Source organism: Rhodoferax sp. OV413, assembly GCF_900104385.1.
Classification (GTDB): Bacteria; Pseudomonadota; Gammaproteobacteria; order Burkholderiales; family Burkholderiaceae_C; genus Rhodoferax_B.
The window spans coordinates 257,592-271,297 of record NZ_FNJA01000007.1 but is presented as its reverse complement, the minus strand read 5'-3'; the positions used below and the strand labels follow the sequence as shown (position 1 = coordinate 271,297).

The following is a 13,706-nucleotide window of genomic DNA, read 5'->3' as shown; positions in this document are numbered from 1 at the left end:
GCAAAAGCTTCCGGAAGGAAAAGGACAAACAAAAGAACAAGCCGTGGTGGCCGCTGCCGGCAATATACCGGTGCGCTCCAACCACGGCTTTGAGACTACAGCTTACTTGGTGCCGTAGACGTCCATTTTGAAGTATTTGTCGTTGATGGTCTTGTAGGTGCCGTTGGAACGGATGGTCTTGATGGCAGCGTTCAGCTCATCCTTCAAGGCCTTGTCGCCCTTGCGGATGGCTACACCGGCACCGCCGCCAAAGTACTTGGGGATGTACAGCTCTGGGCCGACTGCCACGTAGTCCTTGCCTTCGGGCTTGCTCAGGAAGCCGCCGGTGACTTCTACGATGTCGGCCACGGTGCCGTCCAAGCGACCCGACTTGATATCCAGATAGACCTGGTCCTGGGCTTCGTAGGGGGTGACGACTACGCCGACTTTCTTCAGTTCGCCGTTTGCGTACTTCTCTTGGGTGCTGCCCTTCAAGACGCCGATCTTCTTGCCCTTGAGGGAAGCCACATCGCTGAACTTGATGTCGTTCTTGATGATGATCTTGGAGGGGGTGTTGTAGTACTTGTCGGTGAAGTCCACCACCTTCAGGCGGTCTTCGGTGATCGACATCGAGCTGATGATGGCGTCGTATTTCTTGGCTTGCAGGCCGGGGATCATGCTGTCCCAGACCTGTTCGACAAACACGCATTTGCGTTTGATTTGTTCGCACAGCGCGCTGGCGATGTCCACGTCAAAGCCGGTGGGTTTGCCGTCGGCGGTTTTGAAGGTGAAGGGTTCGTAGGTCGGGTCGATGGCGACCTTGAGGTCTTTACCTTGGGCCAGAGCCGCAACCGACAACGCGCTGAGTGCGAGAGTCAAAACGATTTTTTTCATCAATATTTCCTGTTAATCCTGTTATTACGGTGGTCAAAAAGAAGAGTAGCTGAACACCTTTGAGCCTTCAAATTCTAGGCTCCAAAGTGGTGCACTTTTGCTGGTGTTTGCCCTTAACGGCCACTAACAGCGTAACGCAAGTCCCATACCAGCGGCATACAGGATGTTTGTTTGCTGTAATGTCCGGGACTTTTCCCCCTTGTTCCCCTTGTTTCCCCTTGTTCCTATCACGAGCCCGCCCCATGCCTTTGTCCGACCTGTCCCATTCCACCTTAAGCCAAGCCCTGCAAAACAAGCTGGACCAGAAGACCAAACCCCTGGGGGCGCTCGGCCGCCTGGAGACCCTGGCTCTGCAACTGGGCGAGATCCTGGGCAGCGAGTCGCCCGAGCTGCAGCAGCCCCAACTGGTGGTGTTTGCCGGCGACCATGGCCTGGCAGCCCGCGGCGTGTCGGCCTATCCCAGCGACGTGACCTGGCAGATGGTGGAGAACTTTCTGGCCGGCGGCGCCTGTGTCAGCGTTTTGGCCCGGCAGCATGGCATTGACCTGACGGTGGTGGACTGCGGCGTGCGCCATGACTTTGCGCCGCGACCCGGCTTGCTGGATTACAAGGTGGCTTACGGTACGGCCGATGCGCTGGAGCAGCCTGCGATGAGCGCCTTCGAATGCGAACGGGCCGTTGCACAGGGCCGGGCGGTGGTCAAAAGCCTGCCGGGCAATGTCTTGCTGCTCGGCGAAATGGGCATTGGCAATACCTCGGCCGCGTCGCTGCTGATGGCGCGCCTGACCGGGCTGGAGATTGCCGACTGCACCGGTGTGGGCACCGGGCTGGACGATGCCGGCCTGCAGCGCAAGATTGCGGTGCTGGCCCAGGTGCTGGAGCGGCATGCGGGTGTGACCGATCCGCTGGAGGCGATGGAGGCTTTTGGCGGATTCGAGATGGCCACCATGCTGGGCGCAGTGCTGCAGGCTGCCCAGGAAAACCGGGTGGTGGTGGTGGACGGCTTCATCGCCAGCGCGGTGGTATTGGTGGCGCATGCGTTACAGCCGCTGGTGCTGCAACGCTGCGTATTTGCCCACAGCTCGGGCGAGCGCGGCCATGCCCTGATGCTGCACCACTTAGGGGCGCAGCCACTGCTCGATCTGGGCCTGCGGCTGGGCGAGGGTTCGGGCGCTGCACTGGCCTGGCCGCTGCTGCAATCGGCCTGCCTGGTGCTGCGCGACATGGCCAGCTTTGCCTCGGCCGGCGTATCGCAGAGCGATGCAGCGTCCAGCTGAACCTGGCTGGCGGCGATTGCTATTGAATAAATAGCTGTCTGCGCAGGTTGTATCTGCGCTAGAGGCTATATTTGTTTGTGAAATTTAATCGCCTTGCCACAAGGGTTTCCCTGCGGTATGGCGTTTGTCGGCAGCACGCATTTTTGTAAACGGGCTGGTAGACTAGATTTACATTCTTTGCCTGCCGAGCCCATGAATAAGCCTTGTCCGTTGGCTGCTGTTGATCCGGATGCCAACCAGGCGGGCGCTCCGGTGGCCCTTGCGCAGCAAGACCCGATGCAGCAGCTGCTGCAGGTGGTGAACCAGAGCGACAACGCCTTCATCGTCGGTGGGCCCGATACCCGCATCGTCTACGCCAACGCCGGCTTCACCAGCATGTTTGGCTACACCCTGGACGAGGTTCTGGGCCGCACTGTCAGCGCCACCTTGTCCGGCCCGCACACCGATGTTCAGGTGGTGGAACGCATCAAGCGCGACCTGCAGCAGCCCGGTGGCGGGCGGGCCGAGGTCTTGCTCTATACCAAGTCTGGCCGGCCGCTGTGGGTGTCCATCGTGGCCAACCCCTTGTTCGACGCGCAAGGCCGCTTCAACGGGGTGGTCGGCGTGCTGGCCGACATCACCCAGACCAAGATGCACGAGGTGCTGCAGTACAAATTGCTGCACGCCATGGTGCAAGAGCTGCCCATGCCTGAACTGATGGAGCTGGTCTGCCGTGAGGTGGAACGCATCGCGCCCGAGGTGGCCGCGTCCATCCTTCGGGTGGACGCGGAAGGGCGCCTGCGCCCGCTGGCCGCGCCCAGCCTGCCCAAGCTGTATTCGGACGCGCTGGACGGCCTGGCCATCGGTCCTGTGACAGGCTCCTGCGGCACCGCGGCCTGGCGCGGCGAGGCGGTGCTGGTGACCGATATCGCCACCGACCCGCTGTGGGCGCCATACAAGCATCTGATCCTGCCGCTGGGCTTTGTGGCCTGCTGGTCCAGCCCGATCATGGCGCGCGACGGCCGGGTGCTGGGCACCTTTGCTTTTTACTACCGCAGCCAGCGCGGCCCCGACGCGCTGCACCAGCGCCTGATCGACGTCAGCCTGCACCTGTGCGCGCTGGCCATGGAGCGCGAAGAGTCGCGTGCCCACATCCACCACCTGGCCTATTACGACGCTCTGACCAGCCTGCCCAACCGCAAGCTGCTGTGCACCCAGGCCGAGCGCGCGCTGGCCGACGCCCGGCGCACCCAGACGCCGCTGGCCGTGCTGTTCATCAACATCGACCGCTTCAAGCAGGTCAACGATGCACAAGGCCACGGCGCGGGAGATGAGCTGCTGCGCGAGATCGCCCGCCGGTTGGGCCTGGGCGTAGGCAGCCGGGACCTGGTGGCGCGCCAGGCCGGTGACGAGTTTGTGGTCGTGCTGCAGCAGTGCTCTAACGAGCAGGCAGCCACCGCCGCCGAACGCCTGTTACTGGCGATTGCCGAGCCGGTACCGCTCGCCGGCGGCACCGTGTATCCGAATGCCAGCATCGGCGTGGCCGTTTTCCCCGATGACGGGCTGGACTTCGATGCCTTGCTCAACCATGCCGACCAGGCCATGCACCAGGCCAAGCGCGATGGCCGGGGCTGCCTGCGCTTCTTCAACGACGACATGAACCGCATCACCCAGGAACGGGTGGCGCTGGAAGATGCGCTGCGCAACGCCTTGCGCGACGGCGGCCTGCACCTGCATTACCAGCCCCAGGTCAGTGGCGCGGGTTGCCGCTCGCTGTACGGCGTGGAAGCCCTGGCCCGCTGGACCCACCCGCGGCTGGGGCCGGTGTCGCCGGCCCAGTTCATTCCGCTGGCCGAGGAATGCGGCCTGATCGACGAGCTCGGCCATTGGGCCTTGGCCGAAGCCTGCCGGCAGATGGCCGACTGGCGCCGGCGCGGCGTGGCCGTGCCCCAGGTGGCGGTGAATTTATCGGCACGCAATTTCCAGAACCCGGCCTTGCCCACGCTGGTGGCCGACTTGCTGCGCAGCCATGGCCTGCAACCCAGCGATCTGGTGCTGGAGATGACCGAAAGCGTGGTGATGGACAGCGGCCGCAGCGTGCTGGCCACCATCGAGGCGGTGCATGCCCTGGGGGTCCGGCTGTCGCTGGACGACTTCGGCACCGGCTATTCCTCGCTCGGCTACCTGCACCGCCTGCCTATCCACGAGCTCAAGCTGGACAAAAGCTTTGTGCAGGACCTGGCCGACAGCCCTGCTGCCCAGGCTTTGACCAATACCGTGCTGCGCATTGGCGATGGCCTGCGCCTGGTGGTGGTGGCCGAGGGCGTGGAAACCCAGCTGCAGGCCGACTTTCTGATCGCGCGCGGCTGCCCGGTGCTGCAGGGCTATCTGTTTGCCCGGCCGCTGCCGGCGGCCGAGTTGGAGCCGTGGCTGGCCGCGCGCCTGGCCGCCGCACAGTGATGCGCCACGCCGGTCTGTCACCATGGCCGAACTAAGCTCCGAGCTGTCGCAAGAGGTACTGCAAAACCACCGGAATTTTGCGCGGCGCAGCTATTTGTCGCGCATGGCCGGGCTGGCCCTGGGCTTTGTGATGACGGCTGCGGTACTGCTGCAGAACCAATCGCCGATGTGGTACTGGATCGGGCCGGTCCTGCATTGCTTTGTCGGCCCGCAGATCGGCTGGTGGCTGGCGCGGCGTGCCGCCAATCCGCGCGAGGCCGAGCGCCGCAACCTGCTGGCCGACCACTTTCTGGGCGGCATATGGATGGTGTCCATGCAGTTCAACCTGCTGCCCTGCGTGCTCACCGTCAGCCTGCTGAGCATGGACAGCATGGCCGGCGGTGGGGGCCGGCTGCTGGCGCGCGGCCTGCTCTGGCAGTTGGCTGGCGTGCTGCTGGGCATCGCCGTGTTTGGCTGGCACTGGCAGCCTGCGTCCACCCTGCCGACCGTGCTGGCCTGCCTGCCGCTGATGATCTGCCAGCCCATCCTGATCAGCTACATCGCCCGCAAAGCCATCCACCGCCTGAAGAAGCAAAGCCTGGAGCTGCGCCACCAGAGCCAGCACGACGGCCTGTCGGGCCTGTTCAACCGCACCCACTGGGAACGGCTGGTGCGGGCCGAGTTCGTGCGCTTTCGCCGCCACGGCGAAGCCGCGGTGCTGGTGCTGGCCGACCTCGATTACTTCAAGCGCATTAACGATCTGCACGGCCATGCGGCGGGCGACGAGGCGATACGCCGGTTCTCCGCTGCACTGAACCGGGTGTTGCGCGAAACCGATGTCTGCGGCCGCTACGGCGGCGAGGAGTTTGGCGTGCTGCTGCCGCTGACCTCGGCCGCCGCTGCGCGCGAGGTACTAGACCGGCTGCGCCGCGACCTGCACGAGCAGCCCTTGCTGGAAGAGGCCCTGGTGACCGCCAGTTTTGGCGTGGCCGAGCTCACCGCCGACGTGCCCAGCGTCGAAGCCTGGCTGCGCCTGGCCGACCAGATGCTGTACCGCGCCAAGCACCTGGGGCGGGACTGCGTGGTGGTGCTGGGCGACCAGTCGGCGGCTACCGTGCCCGGGCCGCTGGAGGCCCCGCCGGCGCAGCCGTCCTACAGCACATTCCGCATGCTGGGCGACCCGCTGAAAGTGGCGCAGCTGCTGTCGGGCCTGGACATGGGCGATGTGCCACTGGCGCTGTTCGACCCGTCGGACCGGCTGGCCGTGGCTAACCCGGCTTTCTTGACCTTGTTTGCTGTGCCGCGCGACGCGGTAAGTTTTGGCGACATCATCCGCCACTGCCATGCGCAGCGGGTCGGCCCGAACGTGGTGTCCGACGACATCGAAGCCTGGCTGCGTGCCGCCGATGCCAAGCGGCGCAGCCAGCCGCAGCGCAACTTCTTGGTGGATACCTGCGATGGTCGCTGGTACCGCGCCAGCGAAACCTCGTACAGCGACGGCTGGATGCTGTTGCTGCTGCTGGATGTGACCGACAAAAGCCCGTCGACCCGGGCTCCGTTGTAAACCGATTTGCTATTGAGTCAATAGCTGCTAGCGTAGGAACAGATTGCGCTAACGGGTGTTTTTGTATAAATCTTCAGCTCAGCTGCTTTCCACCCGGTCCCGCCCCAGATGTTTGGCGCGGTACAGCGCCTGGTCGGCCCGCGCCAATAGGTGGTCCACCGTATCCGTGTCGCTGTGCGGTGTGGTGATGCCGATGCTGGCGGTGCAGACCGGCAGGCCGGTGCTCTGGCCCAGGCTGTGCCGGATGCGCTCGGCCACATGCAGCGCGTTGTCCAGCCTGGTCTCGGGCAGCAGCACCACAAACTCTTCGCCACCAAAGCGGCCCAGCCGGTCGGGCAGGCGCAGTTGCTGGCCCACCCTGTCGGCAAAGTCCACCAGCACCCGGTCGCCGACCAGATGGCCATGCGTGTCGTTGATGTTTTTGAAGTGATCCAGGTCCAGCATCATCAGCGCCAGCGGGTGGCCGTGGCGGCGGCTGCGCTCCAGCTCCTGTTCACAGGCGGCGATCAGCGCGCGACGGGTCAGGCAGGCGGTCAGTGGGTCATGGGTGGCCAGGTATTCAAACTCGCTGCGCATCCGTTCGGATGCCATCAGTACCACGCCAATCGACAGCAGCAGCACGCACATCGCATAGGCCACGACGTAGATAACCTGGAACGGCGATTCGTCGAATATGCCCTGCGTATGGGGGTCTATCGGGATGGTCACCAGGCGCAGCAGTAGAAAGCCGGTTTGCAGCAACAGCACTCCGCCGGTCAGTTGGGTGAAGATGTGGTCGGCCCCGTGCTTGAACAGCAGCCGGGCATGGCTGAAGAACAGGCAGACCATCAGGCTGGTGAACACCACCAGGCGTGCCACGTAATTCGGCTGCACCAGCACGAACCAGGCAAACACCGGCGCCGACGCCACGATCAACCCGCCCCACAGCCGCAAGGAGGTGGGCTGGCGGTGGAAGCGCTGGCTGCCGATGTAGAACAGCGCCGAGCCGCTGAGCAGAAACAGATTGCCGATGACGGCCGAGACGAAGTCGGGGATCAGCCCGCGCGCGCCAAACAGCAGGGTCGAGATGAAGCACAGAAACGGCCCGGCCGCCCATTCGCCCAGGCCCTGGATGGTGGGCGGATAGTTGCGCCGCAACACAAACAGCACCAGCGACATCAGCAAACCCATCGCCCCCGCTAGCAGGACGATGGAACGTGGATCGATCCCCAGCATGCTCAGGGCGCGGCGGTCTTGGGCTGATAGTCGCAGTAGCGCGCCACCGCGCACTGCCAGCACAGCGGCTTGCGCGCCTGGCAGATGTAGCGGCCATGCAGGATCAGCCAGTGGTGGGCGTCCACCATGTAGGCTGGCGGTATACGCTTGAGCAGGCCCCGCTCCACATCCAGCGGGGTCTTGCCGGGGGCCAGTCCGGTGCGGTTGCCCAGGCGGAAGATATGCGTGTCCACTGCCATGGTGGGCTCGCCAAAGGCCACGTTCAGCACCACGTTGGCGGTCTTGCGGCCCACACCGGGCAGGGCTTCCAGGGCTTCGCGGGTGCGCGGCACCTGGCCGCCATGCAGGCGGACCAGCATCTCGCAGGTCTGCAGCAGGTGCTTGGACTTGCTGTGGTACAGGCCTATGGTCTTGATGTAGCTTTCCAGCCCGTCCAGCCCCAGGTCCAGAATCGCCTGCGGCGTGTTGGCCACCGGGAACAGGCGGCGCGTGGCCTTGTTGACGCCCACATCGGTGGCCTGGGCCGACAGCAGCACGGCGGTCAGCAGCTCGAACACGCTGGTGTATTCGAGCTCGGTCACCGGCATCGGGTTGGCGGCTTGGAGGGTGGCAAAAAATCCAACTATGTTTTCGCGGTTCATACCTCCATTACACCGCAGCGCCAGTTAGAGCCTGTTCACGGTCTATTGGGGGTCGCGTTGGGGAGCAATCGGGATGAGTTGGCTGTCAGCACCTGCAGCATGGGCTCCCTGCCCATACAAAGGGGATGGCGGACAAATCGCCCGATTTCTCCCCAACCCGCAGGGCAGCTGCCTTTTCGGGCGGTCTGGGGTGTTGCACCGCTTGCCAATAGCCGGGCTATTGGCTGCACGCTGCGCCTACCAGCCCATCCCGAAAAGGCAACTGCGCGGCCCCAAATAGACTGTGAACAGGCTCTTACAGATTGGAAATGTCGATGAAGGAATCGGGCGCCGGGAACTTGGCGCGCATCCACTCGGGATTCAGCTGCAGGGCGTGCACCACGTCGGTGGGCAAGGCGTCCAGCATCTCAGGCCCGCCGGCCGGCATGTCGGCCAGCAGCATCGACAAGTGGACGATGCCGCCGAGCCGGTTGAATGGCTTGGCCGCCATCGGGTCGGACGAGGTGTCGAGCGCACGCACGATCTCGGCCGGGAAGTTCCAGCGCCGGGCCAGCTCGGCGGTGATCTGGCCTTCGCTGAAGCCGGTGATGCGCTGTTCGCGCTCCCAGCGGCCGCCGGGCTGGTGCGGCAGTTTTTCAATCTCTTGCAGGCTGCTGGGCTGGGCCTGGGCAATCATCAGCTCGCCCAGTCGCACCATCATGCTGGCCAGCCAGGCCTGGCTGCCGTCCATGCCCAGATGGGCCGACAGCCATTGTGAATAGCCGGCGCTGACCATGCAGCTGCGCCAGAACTCGCCGCGGTCCAGCCCGTCGACCACCGGAAACGCGTCGCCCATGGATGCGGCCAGGCCCAGGGTGCGCACCCGGCCCATGCCGACCAGGCTGATCGCGTCGTCCACTGTGCTGACATGGCGGCTCAGGCCGAAGCTGGCGCTGTTGGCCAGGCGCAAGAGCTTGGCAGTGAGCGCCGAATCCTTGGCAATGATGGCGGCCACCTGCGGGCCGGAGGCGTTCTCGTCGTTCAAGGTGCGGATCAGCAAATGCGCGACCTCGGACATGACGGGCAGTTTGACGGATTGGAAAAATACCGAAATATCTGGCATAGAGCGCGTCCTGAGGTTGGTGGTGGGGGATTCGGTGTGGGTTTACATACGTAGACATTCTGTACGATTTACAGGGTTTTGAGCGCTTGCTGAAAACCTTTGCAACCCAGGTCGGGTGCAACCATAAAATTTGCTGTTGGCCGCAGGAATCCTGCGCACGACATTGGCGACAATGGGGGCCAGAAAGCGAGAAACCACCATGTCCCTGCCGTCCTTGCCATTTGCCGACCGCCTCCAGAACGTCGAAACCTCGGCCATCCGCGAACTCTTCAAATTGCTGGGTACGCCCGGCATCATCAGCTTTGCCGGCGGCTTCCCCGACCCGGCGCTGTTCGACGTGGAAGGCATCGCCGCATCCACCGCTGCCGTGCTGGCCAACAACCCCGGCCCGGTGCTGCAATACGGCGCTACCGAGGGCTTTAACCCGCTGCGCGAACAGCTCAGCAAGTTCATGGGCAACAAGGGCGTGAGCGTGGCACCCGACGGCCTGATAGTCACCACCGGCAGCCAGCAGGCTTTGGACCTGATCGGCAAGACCATGATCAACCCCGGCGACAAGGTGATCGTCGAAGGCCCGACCTTCCTGGCTACCATCCAGTGCTTTCGCCTGTACGGCGCGCAGGTGATCAGCGCCCCCATCGACGCCAATGGCGTGGACGTGGACGCGCTGGAAAAGCTGATCGACGAGCACAAGCCCAAGCTGGTCTATTTGATCCCCACCTTCGGCAACCCCAGCGGCGCCACCCTGAGCCTGGAGCGGCGCAAGCGCATCCTGGACATCGCCGTGCGCACCCGCACCCTGGTGGTCGAAGACGACCCGTATGGCGAGCTGTATTTCGACCAGCCGCCACCGCCCAGCATCCTGGCCCTGAGCGCCGATGTGCCCGGCAGCCGCGACTGGCTGGCCCACTGCGGCTCGATGAGCAAGATTTTGAGCCCCGGCCTGCGCGTGGGCTGGATGATTGCCCCACCCGCGCTGCTGGCCAACGCCACCATGTGCAAGCAGTTCAGCGACGCCCACACCAGCAACCTGACCCAGGCCACGGCCGCCCATTACCTGACGCTGAACCGCCTAGACGGCACATTGGCCGTGGTGCGCAAGGTCTACGCCGAGCGCGCCCGCGTGATGGCCGAGTCGCTGCAGCGCGAGCTGGGTGGCGCCATCACCTTCAATGCGCCGCAGGGCGGCATGTTCTTCTGGGCCAAGCTGACCGAAGGCCGCGACGCCAGCGCGTTCGCCAAGCGCGCGATCGAGAAGCTGGTGGCCTTTGTGCCCGGCGCACCGTTCTTCGCGCACGATGCCGACAAGTCCACCCTGCGCCTGAGCTTTGCCACCGTGGGTGTGGAGAAGATCGAAGAAGGCATCGCCCGGCTCGGCCAGGCGCTTTAATTGCTACTATTTATGTAGCTGCTAGCGCAGGTGAAATAAGCGCTGGAGGCTTGTTTCACCTTATTTTTTCAGTGCGATAGATTCCCACACTGCCACCAGCCACAGCACGGCTGCGCCGCCCGCTGCCAGCCCCAGCGCGCTCAGCGTGTGCTGCAGGGCGGGTACCACCAACACCGCCAGCAGACCCAGGCCGACCAGGTGCGACAGCGGCGGCAGGCGGCGGGTGTTGGTGACCCACTTGAACAGCGCTGTACCCAGCAAATAAAGCGCTGGCCCGCCCAGGATGGCGGCGATGCCGGCGGTGTCGGCATGGTCGGGGTGCGCGAGCACCAGTTCGTCGGCGACGGCGCAGACGATCACACCGGCCACGATCAGCACGTGCAGATAGGTGTAGGCGATGCGCGCCTGGCGGCCCGGGTCCTCGGCATGGACGATGCGGTGGTGCGCATGTTCGGCACCGACCGCAAAGTACAGCCACCACATCGCCACCGTACCTACGAACGAAACCAGAAACGGCAGCGCCGTGGCGCTGTTCCAGGGCTGGCCGGCAAAGGTGGCGCCGCTGACCAGCAGCGACTCGCCCAGCGCGATGATGACGAACAGCGCGCAGCGCTCGGCCATGTGGTTGCCGTCCACATTCCAGTCCTGGATGCGCGACCGGCCCAGGCCCGGCACCCAGAAGAACAGCGCCGGCCCCAGCAGCTCGATGGCCAGCGCCAAGCCCCACCAGGCCAGGCGCGCAGGCCCCTCGGCCCCGCCACCGATCAGCCAGAGCGCACCGGACGAAACCAGCCACACCAGAATGCGCTGAAAGTTGCGCACGCTATCCAAAGGCTGGCCGCGCAGCGCCCACAGCATGAACAGGGTGCGGCCGACCTGCATGCCGGCATAGGCCAGGGCAAATGCCCAACCCTTGTCGCCAAAGGCCTGCGGCACCGAGGCCGACAGCACCAGCCCGGCCAGCATCAACACCAGCAGACAGGCGCGTACCGAGGGGCGGTTCGGGTCAAGCCAGTTGGTCACCCAGGAGGTAAAGATCCACACCCACCACACCGCCACCAGCATCAGGCCAACGCGGAGCGCATTTGCCGGGCCCAGGTCGGCCAGCAGGGTGTGGGACAGCTGGGTGATCGCAAACACGAACACCAGGTCGAAGAACAGTTCGACCATCTCGACCTTGCCGCTGTCGTGCTGGCCACGGTTGCGCAGCAGGCTGCGGCGGGGGGCGAAAACGGTGTGCATGCAGGCTCCTTGTCGGTGGGGAATGGTGGGCAAAGGGTATCCACCAATGCTGATTTTGGCATTGAATATCTGCCAATCTATATTGGATATATATGGCAAGTTTCCCTAGGATGCCGCAGCGGCCGGCCATTTGCATACAGGCTGGCACGCGACAAAAAACAAAAGGAGACAGACAACATGGCAAACCCTGGAGCAACTCTGGCGGTCGTTTTGAGCGGGCGGGAATTCACCCAGCCCTAAACCCATTTTCAACAAAGGACGTACATCGATAGCAAACAAGAAAGCACCTAACACCATGGCATTCTTCAAAAAGCTGGCGCAGGCCAGCACGGTATTTTTCGCCTCGGCCTTGCTGCTGGGCGGCTGCGGCGGCGGCTCCGACGCGCTGACCGCTACCTCGACCGAGCTGACGGCAACCGCCGGCTCCGGCGACATTCCTCCCGACACCAGCCCCGACAACTCCGTGGCCTGGGTGATGAGCTACTTTGGTCCCAACCAAGACCTGCCGAACGATTCCCTCCACCTGGCTTTCAGCACCGACGGCCTGAACTGGACCGGTCTGAATGATGGCAAACCGGTGTACCAGGCGCCCACCACCATCCAGGGCATCGCCGGCTCCGGCCATATCCGCGACCCTTACATTCTGCGCAAGAACGACGGCAAGTTCGTCTACATCGCCACCGACTGGACCCTGGCGGTCAACGACTCCAACTACTGGAACCGGCCGAGTTCGCGCATCTTCGTGGCCGACTCGACCGACCTGATCACCTTTACCAACCCGCGCTTCCTGACCATGGCCACTGCGCTGGGCAGCAACACCAAGCCGCACGCCTGGGCACCCGAATCCTATTACGACCCGGACCGCCGCAAGTACGCCATCGTCTGGTCGGGCAATGCCGACCGCGGCCGCACCTATGTGAGCTACACCAAGGACTTCAACACCCTGGTGAACCCGGTGCCCGAGGTGTTGTTCGACCCCGGTTACGACGAGATCGACGCTACCGTCGTACCGTTCAATAACCGCAACTATCTGTTCTACAAGGACGAAACCGGCAGCGGCAAGGACATCCAGGTCGCCAAGTCTTCCGGCGCCGGCCTGCTGGCGGGCTCGTTCACCCGCATCTCGCCCAACTACCTGACGCGCGGCGCCAACCAGAGCGTGATGCAGGGCACCGAAGGCCCACTGGTCATCAAGGTGCCGGGCCAGGAGCGTTGGTACATGTACGCCGACTACTACGGCAATGGCGGCGTGTTTGGCTGCTGGACCACCACCAACCTGGACTCCGACCCGGCGACCTGGACCAAGCTGACCAATGGCGTGGACTTCAAGCTGCCCGAAGGCGTACGCCATGCGAACACCGTGCGCGTCACCCAGGCCCAGCTGGATGCGCTGAAGGCGCACTACGGCGTGACCGTGACCCCCGTCAGCACCCGCATCAAGACCACATATTCCGAAGGCGGCACGCCGTTTTACGTGGCCCACGCGTGGTTCCACGGCATGATCACCCAGCTGAATGACACCGCCAACGGCCAGCTGCCGGCCGACTTCAAATGGAAGGCCGTGCCCGGCCTGGCCGACCCGACCGACCCGAATCTGGTGTCGTTCGAGGCCACCGGTTTTGCCGGCCGCTATTTGCGCATCGACAGCGCCAACCCGACCCGCTGGCCGACTGGCGGCAGCCTGACCCAGGCGAACCGCGGCTACGGCCTGGGCTGGATCGCCAGCGCCGACAAGAAGAACCTGACCTGGGTCGACCCGTATGTGGACAGCAGCACCTTCAAGAGCGACGCCACCTTCCGCAAGGTGCCGGCTTTGAACGGCGATGCCAACATGGTGTCGCTGCAGTGGTACGGCAACACCACGCTGTACCTGCGCCACATGGCCTACCAGTTGCTGGGCCTGCCCAGCACCGGCAATAGCCAGCAAAAGATAGACGCGTCCTTCACGCTGGAAACCCAGTAGGCGCAGGCTTTTCTCCCACCG

The 13,706-nt window shown here is 64.1% G+C and carries 10 protein-coding genes; 5 read left to right on the top strand and 5 right to left on the bottom strand.

The features are described from left to right. Nucleotides 1-102: 102 nt before the first annotated feature. Nucleotides 103-873 (bottom strand): lysine/arginine/ornithine ABC transporter substrate-binding protein, encoded by a 771-nt coding sequence (locus BLT66_RS21830; protein WP_092761138.1) that lies wholly within the window; start codon nt 871-873, stop codon nt 103-105. A 242-nt stretch (nt 874-1,115) separates the two neighbouring features. Here BLT66_RS21830 and cobT point away from each other — a divergent pair, with 242 nt between their 5' ends. From cobT to BLT66_RS21815, 3 genes are all read left to right on the top strand, one after another. Continuing rightward, nucleotides 1,116-2,150 (top strand): nicotinate-nucleotide--dimethylbenzimidazole phosphoribosyltransferase, encoded by a 1,035-nt coding sequence (gene cobT / locus BLT66_RS21825; protein ID WP_092761136.1) that lies wholly within the window; start codon nt 1,116-1,118, stop codon nt 2,148-2,150. A gap of 192 nt (nt 2,151-2,342) precedes the next feature. Then, complete coding sequence (locus tag BLT66_RS21820; RefSeq protein ID WP_255407035.1) at nt 2,343-4,589, top strand: sensor domain-containing protein; 2,247 nt, start codon at nt 2,343-2,345, stop codon at nt 4,587-4,589. A 22-nt stretch (nt 4,590-4,611) separates the two neighbouring features. Next, nucleotides 4,612-6,132 carry a diguanylate cyclase gene (locus BLT66_RS21815; protein WP_092761134.1) on the top strand — a complete coding sequence of 507 codons (1,521 nt, stop codon included), beginning with the start codon at nt 4,612-4,614 and terminating at the stop codon, nt 6,130-6,132. 78 nt (nt 6,133-6,210) lie between these two features. Here BLT66_RS21815 and BLT66_RS21810 read toward each other — a convergent pair whose 3' ends face one another. The 3 genes from BLT66_RS21810 to BLT66_RS21800 form a co-directional block, all read right to left on the bottom strand. Then, nucleotides 6,211-7,347 carry a GGDEF domain-containing protein gene (locus BLT66_RS21810; protein ID WP_092761132.1) on the bottom strand — a complete coding sequence of 379 codons (1,137 nt, stop codon included), beginning with the start codon at nt 7,345-7,347 and terminating at the stop codon, nt 6,211-6,213. Between the two features lie 2 nt (nt 7,348-7,349). After that, a complete protein-coding gene (gene nth, locus BLT66_RS21805) occupies nt 7,350-7,988 on the bottom strand; it encodes an endonuclease III (RefSeq protein ID WP_092761130.1) in 639 nt (212 codons plus the stop codon). Between the two features lie 295 nt (nt 7,989-8,283). Further along, nucleotides 8,284-9,090 carry an HDOD domain-containing protein gene (locus tag BLT66_RS21800; protein ID WP_092761128.1) on the bottom strand — a complete coding sequence of 269 codons (807 nt, stop codon included), beginning with the start codon at nt 9,088-9,090 and terminating at the stop codon, nt 8,284-8,286. Nucleotides 9,091-9,304: 214 nt separating this feature from the next. Between BLT66_RS21800 and BLT66_RS21795 the strand changes: the two genes are divergently transcribed. Continuing rightward, nucleotides 9,305-10,480, top strand: coding sequence for an aminotransferase-like domain-containing protein (locus tag BLT66_RS21795; protein WP_092761357.1), 1,176 nt, complete (start codon nt 9,305-9,307; stop codon nt 10,478-10,480). Between the two features lie 60 nt (nt 10,481-10,540). Here the strand turns inward: BLT66_RS21795 and BLT66_RS21790 are convergent, their stop codons facing one another. Then, nucleotides 10,541-11,722: a low temperature requirement protein A gene (locus tag BLT66_RS21790; protein ID WP_218922644.1), complete on the bottom strand. Its 1,182-nt coding sequence runs from the start codon at nt 11,720-11,722 to the stop codon at nt 10,541-10,543. A 295-nt stretch (nt 11,723-12,017) separates the two neighbouring features. Between BLT66_RS21790 and BLT66_RS21785 the strand changes: the two genes are divergently transcribed. After that, nucleotides 12,018-13,685: an AbfB domain-containing protein gene (locus BLT66_RS21785; protein ID WP_092761126.1), complete on the top strand. Its 1,668-nt coding sequence runs from the start codon at nt 12,018-12,020 to the stop codon at nt 13,683-13,685. Nucleotides 13,686-13,706: the final 21 nt, after the last annotated feature.